This window comes from Micromonospora sp. WMMD975 (assembly GCF_029581215.1).
Classification (GTDB): Bacteria; Actinomycetota; Actinomycetes; order Mycobacteriales; family Micromonosporaceae; genus Micromonospora.
The window spans coordinates 4527253-4551652 of the sequence record NZ_CP120739.1 but is presented as its reverse complement, the minus strand read 5'-3'; the positions used below and the strand labels follow the sequence as shown (position 1 = coordinate 4551652).

At 73.0% G+C, this 24400-nt stretch carries 20 protein-coding genes; 13 read left to right on the top strand and 7 right to left on the bottom strand.

Features of this window, described 5'->3' with window-relative positions; translation table 11 throughout:
- The first annotated feature begins 73 nt into the window (after positions 1-73).
- The 5 genes from O7613_RS19890 to O7613_RS19870 all read left to right on the top strand — a co-directional run bounded on the left by O7613_RS19890 (position 74) and on the right by O7613_RS19870 (position 5948).
- Positions 74-598, top strand: a complete 525-nt coding sequence (locus tag O7613_RS19890; RefSeq protein ID WP_282289565.1) for a PadR family transcriptional regulator — start codon at positions 74-76, stop codon at positions 596-598.
- The gene (locus tag O7613_RS19885) at positions 595-1275 is read left to right on the top strand and encodes an ABC transporter ATP-binding protein (RefSeq protein WP_282289564.1); all 681 of its coding nucleotides are present in this window, start codon (positions 595-597) and stop codon (positions 1273-1275) included. Before O7613_RS19890 ends, O7613_RS19885 begins: the two co-directional genes overlap by 4 nt.
- Complete coding sequence (locus O7613_RS19880) at positions 1272-3425, top strand: FtsX-like permease family protein (RefSeq protein ID WP_281586933.1); 2154 nt, start codon at positions 1272-1274, stop codon at positions 3423-3425. Before O7613_RS19885 ends, O7613_RS19880 begins: the two co-directional genes overlap by 4 nt.
- Positions 3426-3537: 112 nt before the next feature.
- On the top strand, positions 3538-5532 hold the full coding sequence (locus O7613_RS19875; protein WP_282289563.1) for a protein meaA: 1995 nt from the start codon (positions 3538-3540) through the stop codon (positions 5530-5532).
- 119 nt (positions 5533-5651) lie between these two features.
- Positions 5652-5948, top strand: coding sequence for a DUF1540 domain-containing protein (locus tag O7613_RS19870; protein ID WP_281586935.1), 297 nt, complete (start codon positions 5652-5654; stop codon positions 5946-5948).
- A 13-nt stretch (positions 5949-5961) separates the two neighbouring features.
- On the opposite strand, the gene O7613_RS19865 is transcribed toward O7613_RS19870, so the two are convergent.
- Complete coding sequence (locus tag O7613_RS19865; protein WP_282289562.1) at positions 5962-6579, bottom strand: DUF4126 domain-containing protein; 618 nt, start codon at positions 6577-6579, stop codon at positions 5962-5964.
- 71 nt (positions 6580-6650) lie between these two features.
- On the opposite strand from O7613_RS19865, the gene nucS reads away from it, so the two are divergent.
- Positions 6651-7310, top strand: coding sequence for an endonuclease NucS (gene nucS, locus O7613_RS19860; RefSeq protein WP_281586937.1), 660 nt, complete (start codon positions 6651-6653; stop codon positions 7308-7310).
- 36 nt (positions 7311-7346) lie between these two features.
- Here nucS and O7613_RS19855 read toward each other — a convergent pair whose 3' ends face one another.
- Positions 7347-8849, bottom strand: a complete 1503-nt coding sequence (locus O7613_RS19855; RefSeq protein ID WP_281586938.1) for an aldehyde dehydrogenase family protein — start codon at positions 8847-8849, stop codon at positions 7347-7349.
- A 261-nt stretch (positions 8850-9110) separates the two neighbouring features.
- Here O7613_RS19855 and O7613_RS19850 point away from each other — a divergent pair, with 261 nt between their 5' ends.
- From O7613_RS19850 to O7613_RS19830, 5 genes are all read left to right on the top strand, one after another.
- Positions 9111-9536 carry an FHA domain-containing protein gene (locus tag O7613_RS19850; RefSeq protein WP_282289561.1) on the top strand — a complete coding sequence of 142 codons (426 nt, stop codon included), beginning with the start codon at positions 9111-9113 and terminating at the stop codon, positions 9534-9536.
- Between the two features lie 106 nt (positions 9537-9642).
- Entirely contained in the window at positions 9643-10707 is a 1065-nt protein-coding gene (locus O7613_RS19845; protein ID WP_282289560.1) for an alpha/beta hydrolase, read from the top strand.
- A gap of 122 nt (positions 10708-10829) precedes the next feature.
- The gene (locus O7613_RS19840; protein WP_282289559.1) at positions 10830-12620 is read left to right on the top strand and encodes a 3-hydroxybutyryl-CoA dehydrogenase; all 1791 of its coding nucleotides are present in this window, start codon (positions 10830-10832) and stop codon (positions 12618-12620) included.
- A gap of 95 nt (positions 12621-12715) precedes the next feature.
- Positions 12716-13042, top strand: a complete 327-nt coding sequence (locus tag O7613_RS19835; protein ID WP_281586942.1) for a hypothetical protein — start codon at positions 12716-12718, stop codon at positions 13040-13042.
- Between the two features lie 66 nt (positions 13043-13108).
- A complete protein-coding gene (locus tag O7613_RS19830; RefSeq protein ID WP_282289558.1) occupies positions 13109-13918 on the top strand; it encodes an alpha/beta hydrolase in 810 nt (269 codons plus the stop codon).
- 3 nt (positions 13919-13921) lie between these two features.
- Here the strand turns inward: O7613_RS19830 and O7613_RS19825 are convergent, their stop codons facing one another.
- From O7613_RS19825 to mce, 5 genes are all read right to left on the bottom strand, one after another.
- Positions 13922-14995 (bottom strand): AI-2E family transporter, encoded by a 1074-nt coding sequence (locus O7613_RS19825; RefSeq protein ID WP_281590115.1) that lies wholly within the window; start codon positions 14993-14995, stop codon positions 13922-13924.
- 1203 nt (positions 14996-16198) lie between these two features.
- A complete protein-coding gene (locus tag O7613_RS19820; RefSeq protein WP_282289557.1) occupies positions 16199-18256 on the bottom strand; it encodes a hypothetical protein in 2058 nt (685 codons plus the stop codon).
- Between the two features lie 171 nt (positions 18257-18427).
- On the bottom strand, positions 18428-19681 hold the full coding sequence (locus tag O7613_RS19815; RefSeq protein ID WP_281586945.1) for a DivIVA domain-containing protein: 1254 nt from the start codon (positions 19679-19681) through the stop codon (positions 18428-18430).
- A 276-nt stretch (positions 19682-19957) separates the two neighbouring features.
- Entirely contained in the window at positions 19958-21313 is a 1356-nt protein-coding gene (gene ccrA, locus O7613_RS19810) for a crotonyl-CoA carboxylase/reductase (RefSeq protein ID WP_281586946.1), read from the bottom strand.
- 295 nt (positions 21314-21608) lie between these two features.
- On the bottom strand, positions 21609-22073 hold the full coding sequence (mce, locus tag O7613_RS19805) for a methylmalonyl-CoA epimerase (protein WP_281586947.1): 465 nt from the start codon (positions 22071-22073) through the stop codon (positions 21609-21611).
- Between the two features lie 62 nt (positions 22074-22135).
- Between mce and O7613_RS19800 the strand changes: the two genes are divergently transcribed.
- Positions 22136-23335, top strand: coding sequence for an acetyl-CoA C-acetyltransferase (locus O7613_RS19800; protein WP_282289556.1), 1200 nt, complete (start codon positions 22136-22138; stop codon positions 23333-23335).
- Positions 23332-24324, top strand: a complete 993-nt coding sequence (gene meaB, locus O7613_RS19795; RefSeq protein ID WP_281586949.1) for a methylmalonyl Co-A mutase-associated GTPase MeaB — start codon at positions 23332-23334, stop codon at positions 24322-24324. The genes O7613_RS19800 and meaB overlap by 4 nt, the downstream gene beginning before the upstream one ends.
- Positions 24325-24400 lie beyond the last annotated feature (76 nt).

Below are 24400 nucleotides of genomic sequence, written 5' to 3'. Positions count from 1 at the left end.
CGTCCTGCCGCCACCCGCCGCGGTCCCGGGTTCACTATATACGCGGGGTATACACCCGGTGTAGTCTCGGTCCATGACGGTGCCCCTGACCCTGCTCGGCCTGCTCGAACGCGAGCCCAGCCACGGCTACGACCTGAAACGCGACTACGACACCTTCTTCGGGCGCGGCAAGCCGTTGCCCTACGGGCAGGTCTACTCGACGCTCAGCCGGCTGGCCCGGGACGGAAAGGTGGTGGTCAGCGACGTCGAGCCCGGCGCCGGCCCCGACCGCAAGCGCTACGTCATCACCGACCGGGGCGCCACCGAGGTGGAGCACTGGCTGACCGAGCCGGTCGAACCGGAACCACACCTCCAGACCGTGCTGTTCGCCAAGGTCGTGCTCGCCCTCATGCTGGGCCGCCCGGCCGAGGAATACCTCGACACCCAGCGCGCCGCGCACCTGCGCCGGATGCGCGAGCTGACCGAGGTCAAGCGGGCCGGCGGGCTCGTCGACGTGATGCTCGCCGACCACGGCCTCTACCACCTGGAGGCCGACCTGCGATGGATCGAGACGGCCGGCGCCCGACTGGACGCGCTACGGAAGGCGGTACGGCGATGACCGTGACCATCGAGGCCCGGGACGTCACGTTCTCGTTCGGCGACACCCCGGCCCTGCGCGGCGCGAGCCTCGCCGTCGAGGCCGGTGAGATCGTCGCCGTGATGGGCCCCAGCGGCTCCGGCAAGTCGACGCTGCTGCACTGCCTGGCCGGCATCCTGGTGCCCGACTCCGGCGAGGTCCGCTTCGGTGACGTCCGGCTCGACGCGCTCGGCGAGGCGGAGCGGAGCGCGTTGCGCCGCGACCGCTTCGGGTTCGTCTTCCAGTTCGGCCAGCTCGTCCCGGAACTCACCGCGGCGGAGAACGTCGCGCTGCCGCTGCTGCTCGGCGGCGTCCGACGCGCCCCGGCGCTACGGTCCGCCCGCGCCTGGTTCGAGCGGCTCGGGCTGGGCGGCCTGGAGCACCGGCGCTCCGGCGAACTCTCCGGTGGGCAGGCCCAACGCGTGGCGCTGGCCCGTGGCCTGGTCGCCCGGCCGCAGGTGCTCTTCGCCGACGAGCCCACCGGCGCGCTCGACTCGCTCACCGGCGAGGAGGTGATGGACCTGCTCGTCGACACCGCCCGGGACCAGGGCACCACCGTCGTCCTGGTCACCCACGAACCGCGGGTCGCCGCGTACGCCGACCGGGAGGTCGTGGTGCGCGACGGCCGGATCAACGCGCCGGCCGGGGTCGCCTCGTGATCGCGCTCGCGCTGCGCCTGGCCGTCGCGGGCGGCCGGGAGGCGCTCGTCCGGCTGGCCGCCGTCGCCGCCGCCGTCGCGATCGGCACCGGGCTGCTGCTCACCACCGTGGCCGGCGTGCACGCCACGAACGCCCAGCTCGGCCGGTACGCCGCGATGTATCCGCAGGAGACGGCGGGCGGCGCCGCCGACCCGCTGCTCTGGTCGACCCGGACCGACTACTTCCACGGCGCGCAGATCGCCCGCGTCGACGTCGCCGCGACCGGTCCGACCGCGCCCACCCCGGTCGGCGTCCCCCGGGTGCCCGGCCCCGGCGAGTGGTACGCCTCCCCGGCGCTGCGGAAGCTGCTGGCCACCACCCCGGCGGACCAGCTCGCCGACCGCTATCCCGGCCGCGACCTCGGGACCGTCGGTCCGGCGGCGCTCACCTCGCCGGACACGCTGCTCATCCTCGTCGGCGGCACCCCGGAGCAGGTGGGCGCGCTGGACCGGGTCCGGAAGGTCACCCGGGTGGACGGCAACGAGGCGCCGTTACCGGAGACCGCGATCGACCTCATCCTCGGTGTGGTGGTCGGTGGGCTGCTCTTCCCCGTCCTCATCTTCATCGGCACCGCGACCCGGCTCGGCGCTGCCCGCCGGGAGCAGCGCTTCGCCGCGATGCGCCTGGTCGGCGCCACCCCACGACAGATCTCGGTGGTCGCGGCCGTGGAGGCCACCCTCGCGGCGGCGGCAGGCGTCGCGGTCGGCTTCGCGCTCTTCCTCGCGTTCCGCCGGCAGCTCGCCGGGATCCCGTTCACCGGCATGCCGTACTTTCCCGACGACCTCGCCCTCGGCGCGCCGGACGTGCTGCTGGTGGCGCTCGGCGTGCCGGTGGGCGCGGCGGTCGCCGCCCGGGTGGCGTTGCGCCGGGTGCGGATCTCCCCGCTCGGCGTCACCCGGCGGGTCACACCGAGGCCGCCGCGGGCGTACCGGTTGATCCCGCTCGTGCTCGGTTTCGCCGGGCTGGGCCTCGGCCTGCTCTACCGGCCCGAGACCGGCGACGGCCAGACCGCGCTCTTCCTGCCCGCCCTGCTGCTGGTGATGACCGGGCTGGTCACCGGCGGGCCCTGGCTGACCATGGTCGGCGCGCGGGCGATGGCCGCCCGGGCGCGCCGGCCGGCGGCGCTGATCGCCGCCCGCCGGCTCGCCGACAACCCGGCCGCCGGTTTCCGGGCGGTCAGCGGGGTGATGCTCGCGCTCTTCGTGACGACCGTGGCGGTCGGTGTGATGGGCACGATCGCCGCCGAGCGCGGCCCGGCCCCCCGAGGTTCGCTGGAGGCCGGTCGGCTGTCGTTCAATCTGGTGAACGACGCGCCGGTGCCCGCCGCGCTGCTGACCGACCTGGCCACGGTTCCCGGCGTGCACAATCCGGTGGTGGTCCGGCAGAACCCGGTGCGCGACCTCGGACACGAGCCCGGCGTGATCGCCTGCGCGGACATCCCACCCGCCTACGGGCGCTGTGCGCCGGGGGTGGCCGTGGCCGAGGTGGCACCGGGCCTGATCCCCTGGCGGGAGTCCGCCTCGGCGGACCGGATCTGGCCGGCGTCCACTGTCGACCCGGCCGCCCTGTCGGGGCTGCCGGCGGATTCGGTGGCGGTGGACGCGGACGGCGCGGCGGCCGTCGAGCGGGCCCGGACCGTCATCGAACGCGCGGTCCCCGCCTTCGTGGTGGCCCCGAACGTACCGGGCGACTTCGAGGCCGACTTCGCCGACACCATGCGGGGCTGGCAGCGGTTGGCCGACGTGGTCGTGGTGTCCAGCCTGGCGCTCGCCGGGTGCAGCCTGGCGGTCGCCGTGGCGGCCGGTCTCAGCGAGCGGAAGCGGCCGTTCAGCCTGCTGCGGCTCAGCGGCGCGCCGGTGCGGCTGCTGCGCCGGGTGGTGGTGCTGGAGAGCGCGGTGCCGATGCTGACCGTCGCCGCGGTCGCGGTCGGGATGGGACTGATCGCCGCGCACCTGTTCCTGCGCGCGCAGATGCACTACGAACTGCGCCTGCCCGGGGTCGGGTTCGCCGCCGTGGTGGCCGTCGGGCTGCTCGGCTGCCTCGCCGTCATCGCCGCCACGCTGCCGCTGCTGCAACGCGTCACCGGTCCGCAGACCGCCCGGAGCGAGTGATCCGCCAGGTGGGCCGACCACACCCGGAGCCCCGGTCGGCCCACCGGTGCAGCCATCCAACTGTGTGGTTTTGCACAGCCTCTTTTACTGAACGGTAACTTAGACTCCGGCCATGGACGACGTGATGCCGGGACGCCTGCCGGAGCGGGACCGCCCGTGGGTGATGCGCACGTACGCCGGGCACTCCTCCGCCGCGGCCTCCAACGCGCTCTTCCGCCGCAACCTGGCGAAGGGGCAGACCGGGCTGTCGGTCGCGTTCGACCTGCCCACCCAGACCGGATACGACCCCGACCACGAGCTGGCCGCCGGCGAGGTGGGCCGGGTCGGTGTGCCCGTGGCGCACCTCGGCGACATGCGTGCGCTCGTCGACGGCATCCCGCTGGCCGAGATGAACACCTCGATGACGATCAACGCGCCGGCCATGTGGATGCTTGCCCTCTACGGCACGGCCGCCGCCGAGCAGGGCGCCGACCTGCGCCGCTGCGCCGGCACCACGCAGAACGACATCATCAAGGAATACCTGTCCCGGGGGACCTACATCTTCCCGCCGGCCGCGTCGCTGCGGCTGACCGCCGACGTGGTCGCGTACACGCTGCGGGAGATGCCGCGGTGGAACCCGGTGAACATCTGCTCGTACCACCTCCAGGAGGCCGGCGCGACGCCGGTGCAGGAGGTCGGGTTCGCGCTCGCCACCGCCGTCGCCGTGCTGGACACCGTGCGCGACTCCGGCCAGGTGCCGGCCGAGCGGATGGGCGACGTGGTCCAGCGGATCTCCTTCTTCGTCAACGCCGGGGTGCGCTTCGTCGAGGAGATCGCCAAGATGCGCGCGTTCGGCGCGCTCTGGGACGAGATCACCCGCGACCGGTACGGCGTGACCGAGGCGAAGCAGCGCCGGTTCCGTTACGGCGTGCAGGTCAACTCGCTGGGCCTGACCGAGGCGCAGCCGGAGAACAACATCCAGCGGATCGTGCTGGAGATGCTCGGCGTCACGCTCTCCCGGGACGCCCGGGCCCGCGCCGTGCAGCTGCCCGCCTGGAACGAGGCGCTCGGCCTGCCCCGCCCGTGGGACCAGCAGTGGTCGCTGCGCATGCAGCAGGTCCTGGCGTACGAGTCGGACCTGCTCGACTATCCCGACCTGTTCGACGGCTCGCACGTGATGACCGCGCTCGTCGACGACATCGTGACCGGCGCCCGGGTCGAGCTGGACAAGGTACTGGAGATGGGCGGCGTGGTGACCGCCGTGGAGTCCGGCTACCTCAAGAGCGCACTCGTCGCCTCGCTCGCCGACCGCCGCCGGCGGATGGAGTCCGGCGCGGACGTGGTGATCGGCGTCAACCGGTTCACCGAGACCGAGCCGTCCCCGCTGACCGCGGCCGGCGCCGAGGCGATCGAGCAGGTGGACCCGGCCGTCGAGGCGACCGCCGCGGCCGGCGTACGCGAGTGGCGGATCCGCCGGGACGCGGTGGCCGTGGACGCCGCGCTGGACCGGCTGCGCGCGGACGCCGCGACCACGACGAACCTGATGCCGGCGACGCTCGCCTGCGTGGCCGCGGGAGTGACCACGGGGGAGTGGGCGGGCGCGCTGCGCCGGGTCTTCGGCGAGTACCGGGCGCCGACCGGGCTGGCCGGCGCGGCCGGGGCGGGCGGCGACCCGGGCCTCGCCGCGGTCCGCGAGCGGGTCGCCGCCACCGCCCGCGAACTGGGCACCGGCCGCCTGCGCCTGCTGGTCGGCAAGCCGGGGCTGGACGGGCACTCCAACGGCGCCGAGCAGATCGCGGTGCGCGCCCGCGACGCCGGCTTCGAGGTGGTCTACCAGGGCATCCGGCTGACCGCCGGGCAGATCGTGGCCGCCGCCGTGGAGGAGGACGTCGACCTGGTCGGCCTCTCCGTGCTCTCCGGCTCGCACCTGGCCGCCGTGCCGGCGGTGCTGGCCGGGCTGCGCGCCGCCGGGCGGGGTGACCTGCCGGTGGTGGTGGGCGGCATCATCCCGCCGGCCGACGCGGAGGCGCTGCTCGCCGCCGGGGTGGCGCGGGTGTTCACGCCGAAGGACTTCGCGCTCACCGGCATCATCGACGAGCTGGTCACCGTCATCCGCGACCGGATGTAAGGAGGGGGCCCCGCTTAACGCATTCGGTAGAGGCGGGGCCCCCGCTTAACACCGGATCCGCCCCGGCAGCGCGTGCAAAAGCCTAAAGTGGGGGCAAGAAACCACGAAAGGGCGGAAAGATGACCGCGTCGATGGAGATGCCCCGGGTCCAGGAGTGCGCCGTCCGGTCCTGCGCCTACAACCACACGAACGACTGCCACGCCTTCGCCATCACGATCGGCAGCAGCGACCACGCGCACTGCCACACCTACGTGGACATGCCGGTGCGCGGCGGCATCGAGCAGCTGACCGCCCAGGTGGGCGCCTGCTCACGTGCCGACTGCCAGCACAACTCCGACCTGGAGTGCCACGCCCCCGCCATCACCGTCGGCCCGGACATGGACATGGCCGACTGCATGACCTACCGCAGTCGCTGAAGCCGGGGCAGGCTCAGACGCGGAACCCGGCGGCGCGGGCCGCGGCGCGTTCCCGACGCCGGTCGGAGCGGCGGCGGAACAACCACGCCACGAAGGCCACCAGGCCGACCGCGAACACCAGCACCAGCACCGGCAGCAGGATCGCCGCCACCGACATGACCACGCTCGTGGCGTCCTCGGCGGTGCTGGCCACAGGTGCGCCGAAGCCGGCCGTGGCCGCGTTGACGACCGGCCGGGCGGCGGCCTTGAGCAGGTGCACGCCGAGCGCGATGAGCACGCCGACGACCACCGGCACCCACTGGTGGGTGGAGAAGAACGTGTCCGGGTCGCTGACCGTGACCGTCTCCGCGCCGGAGCCGGCGCCGAAGGCCAGGCCGCCCGCGGTCGGCCGGACCACCGTCTGCACCACGTCGTTCACATGGTCCACCACCGGCACCTTGTCGGCGACCACCTCGACCGCGAGCAGGACGGTGAGGATCAGCAGCACCCAACCGTTGCCGAGCCACTGCCAGCCGCTCGGCAGCTCGATCAGGTCGGTGTAGCGGGCCAGCAGGCCCATCAGCATCAGCGGGATGTAGGCGTTGAGGCCCGCCGAGGCGGCCAGGCCGGAACCGGTGAGGACTTCGAGCACGATCTCAATATGGCACCGGTACGCCAGTGGCGCTCGTCGGCGCCGGCCGAGGGCTCGGCTACCCTCGTCGGGTGCGGTTGGTCATTGCGAAGTGCTCGGTGGACTATGTCGGACGACTCTCGGCCCACCTGCCGCCGGCCACCCGGCTGCTCATGGTGAAGGCGGACGGCTCGGTGTCGATTCACGCGGACGACCGGGCCTACAAGCCGTTGAACTGGATGAGCCCGCCGTGCCGGCTGGAGGAGGCCCCCGGCGTGTGGCGGGTGGTCAACAAGGCCGGCGAGGAGCTGCGCATCACCCTGGAGGAGATCTTCCAGGACACCTCGTACGAGCTGGGCCTCGACCCCGGCCTGCGCAAGGACGGCGTGGAGGCGCACCTCCAGGAGTTGCTCGCCGCCAACCCGACGACGCTGGGGGAGGGCTTCACCCTGGTCCGGCGGGAGTACATGACCGCGATCGGCCCGGTCGACCTGCTCTGCCGGGACGCCAACGCCGGCGCGGTCGCGGTCGAGGTGAAGCGGCGCGGCGAGATCGACGGGGTGGAGCAGCTCACCCGCTATCTGGAGCTGATGAACCGCGATCCGCTGCTCGCGCCGGTCACCGGCGTGTTCGCGGCGCAGGAGATCAAGCCGCAGGCGCGGGTGCTCGCCACCGACCGCGGCATCCGCTGCGTGGTGGTCGACTACGACAAGCTGCGTGGCATCGAACGCGACGAGCTGACGCTGTTCTGAGCCGGGGCCGCTCGGCGTCGCCGGTGACCCGACCGGTCAGCGCCCCCGGCCGTACATCAGCTTGGCCACCCTGACCAGGCGCGCGACGTCGGCCGGGGTGCGCTCGAACGTCATGGCCGGCAGCAGCGAGCGCGCCCGACGTCGGGTGACCGCCTTGGCCCGGCCGAACTCGCGCAGCCCGTCCTCACCGTGGATCCGGCCGAAGCCGGACTCGCCGGTCCCGCCGAACGGCAGCGTCGACATGCCGGCGAAGGTGAGCGCCGAGTTGACCGAGGCCATCCCGGAGCGCAGCCGCCGCGCCACGGCCACCGCCCGCGCCCGGCCGAAGACCGAACCCCCGAGGCCGTACGGCAGCGCGTTGGCGCGCTCGACGGCCTCGTCGACGTCGCGGACCCGGTTGACGGTGAGCGTCGGGCCGAACGTCTCCTCGCGTACGGCGGTCGAGTCCTCCGGCACGTCGACGAGCACGGTCGGGTGCACGTACGGCGGTTGGACCGCCTCCGGGCCGCCGAGCACCGCCCGGCCGCCCCGGGCGACCGCGTCGTCGATGTGCCGGCGGATGACGTCGATCTGGGCCGGCATGGTGATCGGGCCGAGGTCGGCCCCGTCGGCGCCGACGGTCAACCGGCCGGCCCGCGCCGTCACCCTGTCGACGAAGGCGTCGAAGACCTGGTCGACCGCGTAGACCCGCTCGATGCCGATGCAGGTCTGCCCGGCGTTGGTCAGCCCGCCCCACACGGCCGCGTCGGCGGCGGCGTCCAGGTCGGCGTCCGCGTCCACGATCATGGCGTCCTTGCCGCCGGCCTCCAGCAGCACCGGGGTGAGCGTCTCGGCGCAGGCCGCCATGACCTTCTTCGCGGTGGCGGTCGAGCCGGTGAAGGCCACCTTCGCCACCCCGGAGCGGCACAGCGCCGCGCCGACGTCGCCCAGCCCGTGCACCGCCTGGAACACCTGCTGCTCCGGCACCACCTCGGCGAACCGGTCGACAAGCCACTGGCCCACGGCCGGGGTGTACTCGCTCGGCTTGAACACCACCGCGTTGCCGGCGGCCAGCGCGTACGCGGCGGAGCCGATCGGGGTGAACACCGGATAGTTCCACGGGCCGATCACGCCGACCACCCCGTACGGCTGGTATTCGAGGTGGCCGGTGAACTCGGCGAGGATCAGCCGGGAGCGGACCCGCCGGGGCCCGAGCACCCGCCGCGCGTTGCGGGCGGCCCAGTCGATGTGCTCCAGCGCGGTGAGGACCTCCACCACCGCGTCGCCGACCGGTTTGCCGCTCTCAAGGTGCATCAGGTCGGCCAGCTCCTCGATGCGCCGGGCCAGCACGCCGCGCCAGCGCTGGAGCCGGTCCCGGCGGCCGGTGAAGCCGAGCCCGGCCCACCAGTCGGCGGCGGCGCGGGCCCGGTCGACGGTGGCGCGCACGTCCGCCTCGGTCGCCACCGGGAGCCGCCCGGCCTCCGCGCCGGTCGCCGGGCTGGTCGACACCAGTCGACCGGCCTCGATGAGCGGGGTTCCGGGGACATGCACACTGGTCATGGCCGCAGTGTAAACCCGAACGTTACTCACTGGTAGGTGTCGCGGGCCGCGCAAGCAGGGCGTACCGACGGTCGTCATATCGACGCATGTGATAGCCGATCGCGCCCTTCCCGCCCACCCGAACGGCGAACGGGAGATGACCGGCCGGGGTCACGGGGGTGACCACGCGGTGGTGGGGAGCCACTACGGTGACGTGGCAGGCTGACCGCGGGGCGATGTGGGGTGGAGGTCGACTTGTCGATGGAGGAGCATCCTGAGCTGATGCCGTTGCTGACGGTGTCCGGCGGGGCGATGCGTGGGCTGAGTTTCCGGATCGGCCGGGGCGTGCAGGTGATCGGCCGCGCGCCGGAAGCCGACGTCGTGCTCGCCGACGCGCACCTGAGCCGGCGGCACGCAAGCGTCCAGGCCACCGGCGAGGGGGTGCTGCTCACCGACCTCGGCTCGACGAACGGCACCTGGCTCAACGACACCCGGGTCGTCGGCAGCGTGCCGGTCTCCGACGGGGACGTGATCCGGCTCGGCCGGACCGACCTGCGTCTCTACGACCCGGGCGTGGCCCGGACCGACCCGGTCGGGATGAACTTCGGCCGCCCGCGCCGCGACCAGCGGCCCACGCTGCCGCTGCCGGTCCCGGCACCCAGGCATCCGATCGAGGCGCGCACCCCGCAGCCCGCCGACGCGAGCTGACCGCACGCGCCCCGCGCGCTCGCTTTCCCGTGAAACAGGGGAGTGGGGCGGGGTGTGTGGGGTGGGGACATGGAACTCGGCGGGGGTGGTGTGTCAGTGTGCGCGGATGCGGAGCACGCGGCACACGGTCCAGGCGAACGGCATCACCCAGGCGGTCCGGGTGGCCGGGCCGCCGGACGGCGTGCCGGTGCTGCTCGTGCACGGCAACGTCTCGTCGTCGGCGTTCTGGGAGCCGCTGCTGTCCCGGCTGCCGGAGACGCTCCGGGTGGTCGCCCCCGACCTGCGCGGATACGGCGAGACCGACACCGCCCCGGTCGACGCCACCCGAGGGCTGAGGGACTTCGCCGACGACGTGGCCGCCCTGCTCGACACACCCGGGCTGTTCGCGCCCGGGGCCCGGCCGGTGGTGGTCGGGCACTCCCTCGGCGGCGGGGTGGCGATGCGGTTGCTCGTCGACCAGCCGGAGCGGGTGGCCGGGCTGCTGCTGGAGGCGCCGGTCTCCCCGTACGGCTTCGGCGGCACCCGGGACCTCGACGGCACCCCCACCACGCCCGACTTCGCCGGCACCGGTGCGGGCGGCGCGAACCCCGACTTCGTGGCCCGGCTCGCCGCCGGTGACCGGGGCGCGGACGGCCCGACCAGCCCGCGCAACGTGCTGCGGGCCGCGTACGTGGCCGATCCGGCGTCGCTCGGCGAGCACGAGGACCTGCTGCTGGAGAGCATGCTGACCACCGCCACCGGGGACGACAACTATCCCGGCACGGCGGTCGCCTCGGCCCACTGGCCGGGGACCGCCGCCGGGCCGCGCGGCGTGCTCAACACGCTGGCCCCGGCCCACTTCCGGCTCGCCGACGAGCTGGTCGCCGTCCCGGTCAAGCCGCCGGTGACCTGGGTACGCGGTGACGCCGACGTGATCGTGTCGGACACCTCGCTGTTCGACCTGGCGTACCTCGGTCAGCTCGGGATCGTGCCCGGCTGGCCGGGCGCGGACGAGTGCCCACCGCAGCCGATGGTGGGTCAGACCCGCGCGGTGCTGGACCGCTACGCGGCGGCCGGCGGGGCGTACCGGGAGGTGGCGCTGCCGGGCTGCGGGCACAGCCCGCACCTGGAACGGCCGGCTGGGTTCGTCGCCGAGTTGCTGGCGCTCGCCGGGGGGCCCGCGCCCGCCTGAGGCGTGGTGCGTGAAATATCCCACGGCGTCTCGACAACACTGCGTCACATGGCAGACTCCGGCGCATAACCTTAGCGGCCGTTCAAGTCGGCAACGGCGGAGGCAACCGAGGGAGGCCGGTCGTGGCGCGCGAGTTCACCAGGGTGGGCGTGGTGGGTCTGGGCACCATGGGTGCCGGCATCGTCGAGGTGTTCGCCCGCAACGGACTCGACGTGACCGCCGTGGAGATCTCCGAGACCGCGCTGGAGCGGGGCCGGGTCACCCTGACCGGCTCCACCGACCGCGCGGTGGCCAAGGGCAAGCTCGCCGAGGCCGACCGGGACGCCCTGATGGCGCGGGTCGACTTCCGGGTCGGGCTGGACGCCCTGCACGACGTGGACCTGGTGATCGAGGCGGTGCCCGAGCACCTCGACCTCAAGCAGCGGATCTTCGGCGAGCTGGACCGGGTCTGCAAGCCCGAGGCCATCCTCGCCACCAACACGTCGTCGCTGAGCGTCACCGAGATCTCCGTCGCCACCAGCCGGCCGAACCAGGTCATCGGCATCCACTTCTTCAACCCGGCGCCGGTGATGAAGCTGGTTGAGGTCGTCCGCACGGTGGTCACCTCGGCCGACGTGGTGGCCGACGTGGAGGGGCTGTGCGCGCGGCTCGGCAAGGTCGACGTGACGATCAGCGACCGGGCCGGGTTCATCGCCAACGCGCTGCTGTTCGGCTACCTGAACCACGCGGTCGGCATGTTCGAGGCCCGCTACGCGACCCGCGAGGACATTGACGCCGCCATGAAGCTCGGCTGCGGCCTGCCGATGGGCCCGCTGGCGCTGATGGACCTGATCGGCCTGGACACTGCGTACGAGATCCTCGACACGATGTACCGGCGCGGCGGCCGGGACCGCCGGCACGCCCCGGCCCCGCTGCTCAAGCAGATGGTCACCGCCGGGCTGCTCGGCCGGAAGTCCGGGCGCGGCTTCTACACCTACGAGCGGCCGGGCTCACCGAAGGTCGTACCCGACGAGCACACGCCGGTGGCCGCGGACGCCGCGCCCGCCGACGGCGCCCGTGCCGTCGCGAAGGTCGGTGTCGTCGGCTCCGGCACCATGGCCACCGGCATCATCGAGGTCTTCGCCAAGGCCGGCTACGAGGTCGTCTCGGTGACCCGGGGCGCGGAGAAGTCCGCCACGGTCTGCGAGGCGGTCAAGACGTCGCTCAACAAGGGCGTGGTCCGGGGCCGGCTCGCCGAGACCGACCGGGACGCCGCGCTCGGCCGGGTCACCTGGTCCGCCACGCTCGAACACCTCGCCGACGTCGACCTGGTGGTCGAGGCCGTGGTCGAGGAGTTGAGCGTCAAGAAGGCGCTGTTCGCCAGCCTGGACGAGATCTGCAAGCCGGGCGTCGTGCTCGCCACCACCACCTCGTCGCTGCCGGTCATCGACGTGGCGATGGCCACCCAGCGCCCGGCCGACGTGGTCGGCCTGCACTTCTTCAACCCGGCGCCGGTGATGCCGCTGGTGGAGGTCGTGCGGACCATCCGCACCTCCGGCGAGACCTCGGCCACCGCCCGTGCGGTCTGCGCGGCGCTCGGCAAGACCGCCGTGGTCTGCGGCGACCGGTCCGGCTTCATCGTCAACGCGCTGCTCTTCCCGTACCTGAACGACGCGGTGAAGATGCTGGAGGCCAGCTACTCCACCGCCGACGACATCGACCACGCGATGAAGCTCGGCTGCGGCTACCCGATGGGCCCGTTCGAGCTGCTCGACGTGGTCGGCCTGGACGTCTCGCTGGCCATCCAGCGGGAGCTGTACCTGGAGCTGCGCGAGCCCGGCTTCGCGCCGGCGCCGCTGCTGGAGCACCTGGTCACCGCCGGCTACCTGGGGCGCAAGACCGGCCGCGGGTTCCGCGACCACACCAACCGCTGAGCGGGTCAAACGGCCCGCGCCGCTGACGGCGTCCTGCCCCCGGAGGGGCGCGCCCGTACCAGGATCGCCCGGAGGTCGGCCGTACGCTGGTAACCGTGAGCCCTCGTCGCAATCGGCCCCGCCGGGATGACAGCACCGGCCTGGACGCCGAACGAGCCCGACACGGCGTGTCGACCGTGCAGCAGTGGCGCGACGGCGACTGGCAGGTGCGCGCGGTCAGCGGCGGGGCGTCCGCCAAGACGTACCGCTGTCCCGGTTGTGACCAGGAGATCCGGCCCGGCGTGGCGCACCTGGTGGCCTGGCCGGCGGACGACCGGGGTGACCTGACCGACCGCCGGCACTGGCACAGTGGCTGCTGGCGGGCCCGGGACCGGCGCCTGCCGAACCTCCAGCGCGGTCGCGGCGCCCCCCGCCACGGCTGAGCGATCTGGATCACCAGGTTCCCGCCCCGGCGGGCGGCGCGACCGGCGACGCGGGAGACTGGGGCGGTGAGCACTCCGATCCGCGCCTCGTCGATCCTGCCCGGCCGCCGGGAAGACATCGAGCTGCACACCGCCGACGGGCTGACGCTCGTCGGCGAGCTGGCCCGGCCGCTGGAACGTGCGCCGGTCGGCACCCTGGTCTGCCTGCACCCGCTGCCCACCCACGGCGGGATGATGGACAGCCACGTGTTCCGCAAGGCGGCCTGGCGGCTGCCCGCGTTGGCCGATCTGGCCGTGCTCCGGTTCAACACCCGGGGGACCAGCAGCGTCCGCGGCACCAGCGAAGGCACGTTCGACAACGCCGTCGACGAGCGGTTCGACGTGGCCGCCGCGATCGAGTACGCCGAATTCCACGAGCTGCCGAACATCTGGCTGGTGGGCTGGTCCTTCGGCACCGACCTGGCGTTGAAGCACGGCTGCGACCCGGCGGTGGCCGGCGCGATCCTGCTCTCCCCGCCGCTGCGCTACTCCGCCCCGGAAGACCTCCAGGTGTGGGCCGACTCGGGTCGGCCGCTCACCGCCCTGGTGCCGGAGTTCGACGACTACCTGCGCCCCGAGGAGGCCCGGCGGCGGTTCGCCGCGATTCCACAGGCCGAGGTGGTCGGCGTGGACGGCGCCAAGCACCTCTGGGTCGGCGACGCGGAGAAGGTCCTCGACGAGATCGTCCGGCGGGTCGCCCCGGCCGTGCCGTTGCCGCTGCCGACCACCTGGGACGGCCCGATGGAGACCGGCGACGTCAGCGCCTACGCCGACCGCACGGTGGCCGCGTTCGCCGACACCCCGGTCCCCGGGCCGGAGCAGCGGAACGCCGGGTAACGCTCAGCGCGCGTCCTGCCGGGGCAGCACCACCTCGCGGAGGATCAGCTGCAACGCGGCCACCGTGGGGATCGCGATCAGCGCGCCCACCACGCCCAGCAGCGACACCCCGAGCAGCGCGGCGAGCAGTGCGGCCACCTCGTTCACCGACACCGCGCGGCGCATGATCTTCGGGTAGATCAGGTAGTTCTCCACCTGCTGGTAGACCACGAAGAACACCAGGCAGGCGATGCCCACCGGCAGGTCGGTGGCGAGGCCGACGAGCGTCACCACCACCGCGCCCAGGGTCGCCCCGATCTGCGGGATCAGGTCGGTCACCGCGACCACCACGGCCAGGGCGAACGGGTACGGCAGATCGATCACCATCGCGAAGACAAACGTGCTCGCCCCGGCCAGCACCGCGATGGCAAGCGCGCCGACCATGTACGCGCCGACCCGGGCCAGGATCTCGTCGCCGATCAGCCGCACCCGTTCCCGGCGGGAGCGCGGCACCAGCGCGTAGCCGAGGTTGCGCAGCTTGTCGAAGTAGGCCAGGAAGTAGATCGTCAGCACCAGCACGGTCAGCACCCGGAAGAGCGTGCCGAAGATCAACTGTGCGCCGCCCAGCACGCCGCCGAGCGCCCGGCCGATCGTGTCGGCGTTCGCCGCCGACCGGACCCGCTCCATCACGTCGTACCGGACCACGAGATCGTTCACCGTGGGATTGCGCCGCAGGTCCTCGACGTAGCCGGGCAGCTGTTGGATGAACTGCCCGGACTGGGTCACCACCGGGGGCACCAGCGCCAGCAGGCCGCCGACGATGAGCAACACCACGGTCAGCGACACCACCGCCACGGCCAGCCCGTGCGGCAAGCCCCAACCGCGCAGCCGGACCACCGCCGGGTGCAGGCCCACCGCGAGGAAGAGCGCGATCACCACGAGCACCAGGATGCCGGCCGCGTTCCGCACGCCCAGGAACAACGCGTACGCCAGCAGCACGCCGAGCGCGCCGGTGAAGCCGACCAGGAAGCTGTTGCGTCGCAGTGGCCGCCCGGGCACCCCGAACCGCCCCGACGGTTCGAACTCACTCGGCTCGATGTCGGTGGCCGCGCTGCCCGCGCTGCCCGCGCTGCCCGCGCTGCCCGCGCTGCCCGCGCTGCCCGCGCTGCCCGCGCTGCCCGCGCTGCCGGCGCTGCCCGCGCTGCCCGCGCTGCCGGCGCTGCCCGCGCTGCCGGCGCTGCCCGCGGCGTCACCGGTGGGCGCGCTCGCGGACCTGCCGCTGTGCTTGAGGTAGGTGCTGTCGGTGTCGGTGTCGGTGCCCGTGTCGCTGCCGGTGCCGGTGTCCGAGGTGTCGGTGCTTCCGGCCTCGGCGACCGGGCCGGGTCCGGCGTGGGCGTCGCGGGTTGTGCCGGAACCCGGAGGTCGGGCGGGAGCGCCGTCCCCCAGGGCGGCGGTGCCGGGCGGTGCCGGGCTGTCGTCCTGGCCGGTGAACTCCGGCTCCGGGCGTAGCGCCTCGAACGGGTCGTCGTCCGGGGCTGCGGATCCCTCCTGCGACACCCGTGCCCTCCCGGCTACCCGTTGCCCCGCTCGGCGCGGCGGAGCGACTCGTGACGGGCCGCGTGTCGCCGACGCCGCTGCCCTCTGCCCGCAGGGTAGCCGCCTCCGCCTGCGCCGACCATCCCTCCACCACCTCCCGCCGTCCGGCTGTCCGGTGAGCGCCCGCGGGCCGTCTCCATCGCCTCAACGAACGTGGCGGACGTGGCGGACGTGGTGACCGGTCGGCGGTACCAGTTCGGTCCGGGGCACGCCAGATGCCGCAGTTCCCCCGACCTGGCGTGGACGTGCCGGGATGGGGAGTGGGCCTCCGGCCGAAGCCGATCCACGGGTCCGCATCCCGTCCACGGGTCCGCCGGTCTGGGTGCCATCCCGCTCTGCGACGACGCGCCCCGCCGCCCCGTATCCGCCCGACCCGCCCGACCCGCCCCCCGCGACGCCCACCGTCCCTCCCGTCAACCGAGACCGATCTCCCATCATGCGGAACAGCCGAGATCTTGGTACGAAACGGCCCCTCTGGGGGCCGTTTCGTACCAAGATCTCGGAGCGGCAGGGCACTTCGCCGCGTGGTCCAGGAGTTGGCGACGCGGATCGGCGGTGGTGGCGTCGGTTCGGTGAGGTGGTGTGGTCGGGGAGCGTCGGATACCGCCGTCTCGGCGAGCTGGCGTTTGATCTTGGCGCGGCGGAACCTGGCCGGTGGCCGGTGGCCGGTGGCCGGTGGCCGGTGGCGGGTGACTTGTGGCGGGGTCAGTCCTTGTCGACGGTGACCGCGCTGGGCTTGGCGCTGCGCTCGTCCGTGGTGGGCTTGGTCGGGCGTTTGCCGTTCTCACCGGTGCTGGTGATCTTCGTGGGGGTGGCGCCCCGACCGCCCTCGCCCGGTACGGCGGCCACGGTGGGTTCCCCGTCGACGCCCGCGCCGGCGGCCGAGTCCATCGTGGTCACCGGCTCGGCGATCGGCTTCGCCTGCCCGCCCTCCGCCGGCTCACCATTCGTCCGACTTCCGCCCTGGTCCGGCCCGGCGCCGTTGACGGTCACCGCGGCCGTGCCCTTCGCCGTGCCGCTGCCCACCAGGGCGCCGTCGCCGGCCGGGAGCGCACCGTCATCAGCCCGCCGTCCGCCGTCATCTGCCGGTCGGCTGCCGTTGGCGGCGGTGGCGAGGTCGCCCGGGTCGACCGGGGTGGCCGAGATGCCCGCCGACTCGGCGTCCCGACGCAGCGTCGTGAGCCGGTCCTGCAGGTCGTCGGACTCCTGCCGGGACTTCCACGTCTCGGTGCGCAGGTCGGCCAGCTCCTGCTGCGCCTTGGCGATCTCCAGCATCACCCCGGCGAGCTGTTGCCGGCCCGCGGCCACCTCCTGCTGGGTGGCGGCGAGGTGCTGCTGGGTGGTGGCCAGGTGCTGCTGGGTCGTGGCCGCGTACTCCTCGAACTGGCGGCGCGAGGCCGCGACGTGCTCGTCGGCCCGGCGGCGCTGCTCGGCGGCGTCCGCCTCGGCGCGGCGCAGCAGCTCGGCGGCCTCCAGCTCGGCCTGCTGCCGCATGGTGAGCGCGTCGGCCTCGGCGGCCTGCCGGATGCTCGCGGCGTTCTGCTCGATCTCGTCCCGCCGGGTCGCGTACGCCTGCTCCAGCTCCTGTTGCCGGCCGGTGTGCTGCTTCTCCAACTCGTCGCGGCGCTTGGCGAACTCCTGCTCGGCGGCGGCGTGGCGCTGGGCCAGCTCCTTCTCCGCCTTCTCCCGCTGCCCGGCGACCTCCTTCTCCACCCCGGCCCGCCACGCGCCAAGCTCCTGCTGGGTCTGGGCGCGGGACTGCTGCACGTACGCCTCGGTCTCGGTGCGCATCCGCTGCACGTACGCGTCGACCTCGGCGCGGTTGCGCTTGCCGGCCTCGGCGGCGTCGGTGGTGAGGCGGCTGGCTTCGGTGCGGGCCCGGCCGCGGGTGGCCTTGGCGGCCTCCTCCGCGTCGTCCACGATCTTCTTGGCCTCGGCCAGCGCCTTGGCGTGGGTGGCCCGGCCGGCCTCGGCGGCGGCGTCGGTGAGCCGCTTCGCCTCCTGCTGACCCTTGGCGTGCACCTCCTTGGCCGCCTCGCGCAGTTGATTCGCCTCCTGTTGCGCCTTGGCCACCGCCTCCTTGGCGGCCTCGCGCAACCGGGCGGCCTCCTGCTGGGCCCGGGAATGGATCTCCTTGGCGGTGTCCCGGAGCTGGGTGGCTTCCTGCTGGGCCTTGGCCAGCGCGTCCTGGGCGGTCCGGCGCAGCTTCTCGGCCTCGTCCTGGGCGGCCGTACGCAGCTTCGTGGACTCGTCCTTGGCGGCTTTCAGGGTGGCCTCCGCCTCGGCCTTACGGGCGGCGGTGTGCCGCTCCTCCTCGGCCCGGCGGGCGGCGAGCGCGATCTCGAAGTCCTTGAAGGCGTGCGCGGCCTGCTCCCGCGCCTCCTCGACGATGTGCTCGGCGGCGGCCCGGCGGGCCTCGATCTCCTCGTTGGCGGCGGCGAGGATGTCGTCGGCCTGCTCCTCGGCCATGGTGAGGATCTGCTCGACCCGGGGCCCGAGGTGCCGGAACGAGGCGCGGTCGACCACGCCCACCTGCTTGCGCACCTGGGCGAGGTCGCGTTGGAGCACCTCCACCTGACCCGCCAGCTTGTGGATCTGGGTGTACGCCTGCTCCCGCTCGGTGGTCAGCGCCGCGATCTCGTGTTCCGCGCGGGCGACGTAGCGGTCGACCTGTCGTTTCTCATATCCCCGCAGCGCGGACTCGAAGCTGGGTTCCGTAGTCACGTCCCCGCCGAGCGCGAACAGTTCCTCGCCGTGCGACATGCCTCCATCCTCACACGCATCCGGCTCTGCGGGGGCGATACGGACGCCCCTTCTGGGACCTACTTCACCCTCGTGGCGAAACGGGCCGGAGAAAGCATGACGGCGCGGGGTGGCACCGGTAACCCGGTGTCACCACGCGCCGTGGCTCATGCCCCGTCAGCGGTTGGTGGCTCAGCCGGCCGACTCGGCCGTCACCTTCTGGCCGGAGGCGTCGGCCTTCGGCGTCTCGCCCTTGTTGCCGCCCGCCGGCACACCCGGCACGATGCCGGCCAGACCGGAGAGCATCTGCCCGAGCTGCGAGGTGACCGCGTCCTTCTGGCGGGTCAGGTCCTCGACCTCGCGGCGGGCCGCCTGCGTGGTCAGCTCCGCCTCGGTGCGGGCCTCGTTGAGCACCCGCTGCGACTCGGCCCGCGCCTCGTTCAGCGTCTTGTCGGCAAGCGCCTTGGCCTTGTCGACCGTGTCGTTGGCGGTGCGCTCGGACTCGACCCGACGGGCCTCGGCCCGCTGCTCGATCTCCTTCGCCCGCTCCTGGGCGGCCCGGGCCCGCTGCTCGGCCTCGTTGACCATCTTCTGGGTCTGGGAGACCTGCGCGGCGTGTCGCGCCGACTCCTCGCGCTCGGCCTTCTCGCGCCGCTCGGCGAGCTGGAGCTCCAGGGCCTGGAGGTCCTTGTCGCGCTTGTCGCGCGCGTCGGTGAGCAGCTTGGTCGCCTCGGCCCGCTTCTCCTCGGCCTCCCGGGCGGCCTTGGCACGCTGCTGGGTGATCTCCCGCTCGGCGGTGGCGCGCAGGGTGGCGACCTCCCGCTCGACCGTCGACTTCAGCTCGGCCACCTCGTGCGCGGTGACCGTACGCAGCTGCTTGGTCTCCCGGTCCGCGTCGGCGCGCAGGGTGTCCGCCTCCCGGCGGGCCTGGACGCGGACCTCGGCGGCCTCACGCTCGGCGGCGGTGCGGACGCTGCCGGCCTCGCGCTCGGCGGTGGCCTTCATGGCGGCGGCCTCGGCGCGCGCCTTGTCCGTGATCTCCCGGGCCTCGAGGCGGGCGGCGGAGAGAATGCCCTCCGACTCGCGCTTGGCCTCGTTGCGGTGGTCGTTCGCCTGTTCCTCGGCCAGCCGGAGGATCTGCTCGACGCGGGTGCCCAGACCGGAGAGGGTCGGCCGGCTGTTCTCCTCGAGCTGCTTGTTGGTCTCGGTGAGCTTCTGCTCGAGCGCGCCCTGGCGCTGCTCGGCCTGCCGGAGACGGCGCTGGGCGTCGTTCATCCGCTGCTCGGCCTCGGCGCGGGCCTGCTCGGACTGGCTCAGTGCGGCGGTCAGCCGGCCGATGAAGTCGTCGACCTGGTTGGTGTTGTATCCGCGCAGGCCAACAGTGAAATCGGGCTGTGAGTTCGCGTTATCGAAGAACGCAAGAGGGGAGGACTGCTGCTGGGGCATTGGGACATACTCGCAGACGCCCCAGGGTGGTTCGCAAGAGTGGTCGGCACCTTTCGCGTCCTCTTTACATGGTCAACTCCTTCGACCGGGCGGACCGGGCCGAACGGCGATCTTGGCAGCTCCCGGGCGGGGCGGGCGGCGGCGGGACGGTGACGGGAAAGGGCCACGGGTCGACGCCCGTGGCCCTTTGTCATCACGTCTGTCTTCGCGACTGTCCCGGTGACAGTCGAATGGCGTCACGGTCGGCCGGAAAGGCAATCCGACACCACCGTACGGTCAGTGCCCGCGGAACCGGTTGATCGCGTTTTCGTGCCGCGACCGCAGCGCGGTGTCCCGGACGCCGAGCCCGTCGGTCGGGGCCAGGCAGCGCACGCCCACCTTGCCCTGGTGCGCGTTGCGGTGCACCTCGTACGCGGCCTGGCCGGTCTGCTCCAGCGGATAGGTCCGCGACACGGTCGGGTGCACCTTGCCGAGCGCCACCAGCCGGTTGGCCTGCCACGCCTCGTGGTAGTTGGCGAAGTGGCTGCCGACGATGCGTTTGAGGTGCATCCACAGGTAGCGGTTGTCGTACTGGTGCAGGTAGCCGCTGGTGGAGGCGCAGGTGACGATCGTGCCGCCCTTCTTGGCGACGTAGACGCTGGCGCCGAAGGTCTCCCGGCCCGGGTGCTCGAACACGATGTCCGGGTCCTCGCCGCCGGTCAGCTCGCGGATCCGCTCGCCGAAGCGACGCCACTCGTCCTGGTCCTGCGTCTGCTCGTCGGACCAGAACCGGAAGCCCTCGGCGGTGCGGTCGATGACCAGCTCGGCGCCCATCCTCCGGCACAGCTCGGCCTTCTCCGGCGAGGAGACCACGCAGACCGGGATCGCCCCGCCGCCGAGCGCCATCTGGGTGGCGTACCCGCCCAGGCCGCCGGAGGCGCCCCAGATCAGCACCACGTCGCCCTGCTTCATGTTGGCTCCGTGGTGTGAGACGAGCTGCCGGTAGGCGGTGGAGTTGACCAGCCCGGGGCTGGCCGCCTCCTCCCAGCTCAGGTGGCGCGGCTTCGGCATCAGCTGGTTGGCCTTGACCACGGCCAGTTCGGCGAGGCCGCCGAAGTTGGTCTCGAAGCCCCAGATCCGCTGCTGCGGGTCGAGCATCGTGTCGTCGTGGCCGGCCGCGTCCTCCAGCTCGACCGACAGGCAGTGCGCCACCACCTCGTCGCCGACCTTCCACTTCGTCACCCCGGGCCCGGTCCGCAGCACCACGCCGGCCGCGTCCGACCCGACCACGTGGTACGGCAGGTCGTGCCGGCGGGTCAGCTCGGAGAGCCGACCGTAGCGCTTGAGGAACGTGAACGTGGGCAGCGGCTCGAAGATGCTCGTCCACACCGTGTTGTAGTTGATCGCGCTGGCCATCACCGCGACAAGCGCCTCACCCGGGCCCAGCTCGGGGGTGGGCACCTCCTGGACGTGCAGCGCCTTGCGCGGGTCCTTGTCCCGGGTGGCCAGGCCGTCGAACATGTGGGTGTCCTCGGCGCGGACCACCACGCCGCGGTAGCTCTCCGGCACCGGCAGGCCGGCGAGGCCGGCGAGGTCCCGCTCCGGCTGCGCCGAGCCCTCCGCCGTCATGATCGCTTCAAGGATGTCCTGCACGGTGACCTCCCGTTCGTCAGCACCCGCACCGGGGCAGGGGTGCTGCCATCGTCGGCGCGGTGCGACGGGACCGCCATGTCGGCGGTCGACACATCCGGCACCGGTCGCGCTCCTGTGCGGCGGGACGTTACTAAACGGTAGCTAAGGTCGGAAGTCCAGTGTGAAAAACTGCATCGGCCGATGCGTCGAGATGTCCGTGGGAACGCGCAACCACGCATGGCCGCGCGTCTTCCCACGTGTTAGGAGGGGGCCCCGGTTAACAGACGTCTGTTAACCGGGGCCCCCTCCTAACACCTCAGGCGGGCTGGACCAACTCGATCAGCACACCGCCGCCGTCCTTCGGGTGCACGAAGTTGACCCGGGAGTCCGACGTCCCGCGCCGCGGGGTCTCGTAGAGCAGCCGGACCCCACGCTCCCGCAACGCCGCACAGGTCGCGTCGATGTCGGCAACGGTGTACGCGACCTGCTGGATGCCGGGACCGCGCTTGTCGAGGAACTTGCCGATCGTCGAGTCGGGCGAGAGCGGGGCGAGCAACTGCACCATGCCGCCGGAGGTGTCCGGGCCGACCGCCAGCATCGCCTCGCGTACGCCCTGTTCCTCGTTCGTCTCGGTGTGCACGCAGCGCATGCCGAAGGTGCGCTGGTAGAAGTCGATCGCGGCGTCCAGGTCCGCGACAGCGATCCCGACGTGGTCGATGCGGCGCAGACCGATGTCTGTGACAAACTCGGCAGCGGGCTCGACGGAGGAGTTCTCAGCCATGACGCTAGTCTGACCGAACAATCGTTAAGGCGTACAGGTCGGCACCCCCCTCGGAGGCAGGCATGGCTTCGGTGATCGTCAGCGGCGCGCGGACCCCGATGGGCCGCCTGCTGGGCAACCTCAAGGATCTTCCGGCGACCAGGCTCGGCGGCATCGCGATCAAGGCCGCGCTGGAGCGCGCCGGCGTGGCATCCGACCAGGTGCAGTACGTGATCATGGGCCAGGTGCTCCAGGCGGGCGCTGGGCAGATCCCGGCCCGGCAGGCCGCCGTCGACGCGGGCATCCCGATGTCCACCCCGGCGTTGACCATCAACAAGGTCTGCCTCTCCGGCCTGGACGCCATCGCGCTTGCCGACCAGCTCATCCGGGCCGGCGAGTTCGACATCGTGGTGGCGGGCGGCATGGAGTCCATGACCAACGCCCCGCACCTGCTGCTCGGGCAGCGCGCCGGCTACAAGTACGGCGACGTGACGATCAAGGACCACATGGCCCTCGACGGGCTCACCGACGTCTGGGACTGCTGCTCGATGGGCGAGTCCACCGAGCGCCACGGCGCGAGGCACGGCATCACCCGCGAGGAGCAGGACGCCTTCGCCGCGGCCAGCCACCAGCGCGCCGCCGCCGCCCAGAAGAACGGCCACTTCGCTGAGGAGATCACCCCGGTGATCATTCCGCAGCGCAAGGGCGACCCGCTGGTGATCGACGAGGACGAGGGCATCCGGCCGGACACCACGGTCGAGTCGCTGGGCCGACTGCGCCCCGCCTTCAGCAAGGACGGGACGATCACCGCGGGCAGCGCCTCGCCGATCTCCGACGGCGCCGCCGCGGTGGTCGTGATGAGCAAGGCCAAGGCGACCGAGCTGGGGCTCACCTGGTTGGCCGAGGTCGGCGCGCACGGCAACGTGGCCGGGCCGGACAACTCCCTGCACTCGCAGCCGTCCAACGCGATCAACCACGCCCTGAAGAAGGGCGGCCTGGGCCTCGACGACCTCGACCTCATCGAGATCAACGAGGCGTTCGCGGCGGTCGGCATCCAGTCCACCCGTGACCTCGGGATCAGCGCCGACAAGGTCAACGTCAACGGCGGGGCCATCGCGCTCGGCCACCCGATCGGCATGTCCGGCGCCCGGCTGGTGCTCACGCTGGCGCTGGAGCTGAAGCGGCGGGGCGGCGGCACCGGCGCGGCTGCGCTCTGCGGCGGTGGCGGCCAGGGCGACGCGCTGATCATCCACGTGCCGACGGGCGGCGAGTCCCACGCGTGAGTGACGTGAACATCGCGGCCACCGGCCCGGTGCGCCGCAGCCGGGACGTACCCCTGCTGGTCGAACGGGCCCGCGCGGGCGACCCCCGCGCGGTGGCCCGGCTGATCACCCTGGTCGAGTCCGGCGACGAGACGCTGCCCCAGGTCGCGGCGGCGCTGGCACCCTATTCCGGGCACGCCCAGGTGGTCGGCCTGACCGGTTCGCCGGGCGTGGGCAAGTCGACCACCACGAACGAGCTGGTACGCGCGCTGCGCGCCCGCGGCCACCGGGTCGGTGTGCTGGCCATCGACCCGTCCAGCCCGTTCACCGGCGGCGCGATCCTCGGCGACCGGGTCCGGATGCAGGACCACGCCACCGACCCCGGCGTCTACATCCGCTCCATGTCCAGCCGGGGCCACCTCGGCGGGCTCTCCGCCGCCACCCCCCAGGCGGTACGCGTGCTGGAGGGCGCCGGCTGCGACGTGGTCCTCGTCGAGACCGTCGGGGTCGGGCAGGCCGAGGTGGAGGTGGCCTCGCTCGCGGACACCACGCTTGTGCTGCTCGCCCCCGGCATGGGTGACGCGATCCAGGCGGTCAAGGCCGGCATCCTGGAGATCGCCGACGTCTTCGTGGTCAACAAGGCCGACCGGGACGGCGTGGACGCCACCGTCCGCGACATCCAGGGCATGATCGCGCTGGGCGAACGCGGGCCGGGTGAGTGGCGCCCGCAGGTGGTGCGCGCGATCGCCGCCCGCGCCGAGGGCATCGACGACATCGCCGCCGCGATCGACAAGCACCGCGGCTGGCTGGAGCAGCACGACGAGCTGCGCCGCCGCCGGGAGGCGCGGGCCGCCGCCGAGATCGAGGCCATCGCGCTGGGCGCGCTGCGCGCCCGGATCGGCTCACTGCGCGACGGTACGCAGCTCCCGACGCTCGCCGCCAAGGTGGCCGAGGGCGCCCTCGACCCGTACGCGGCGGCGGACGAGTTGTTGGCCCAACTCGGCACCTGACTCCATGATCGACGGTCGGGGGGTGGGGCTTGTACGCTCCCGGGGTCGAGTTGGGCGAGGGTGATGGGGAGCAGGC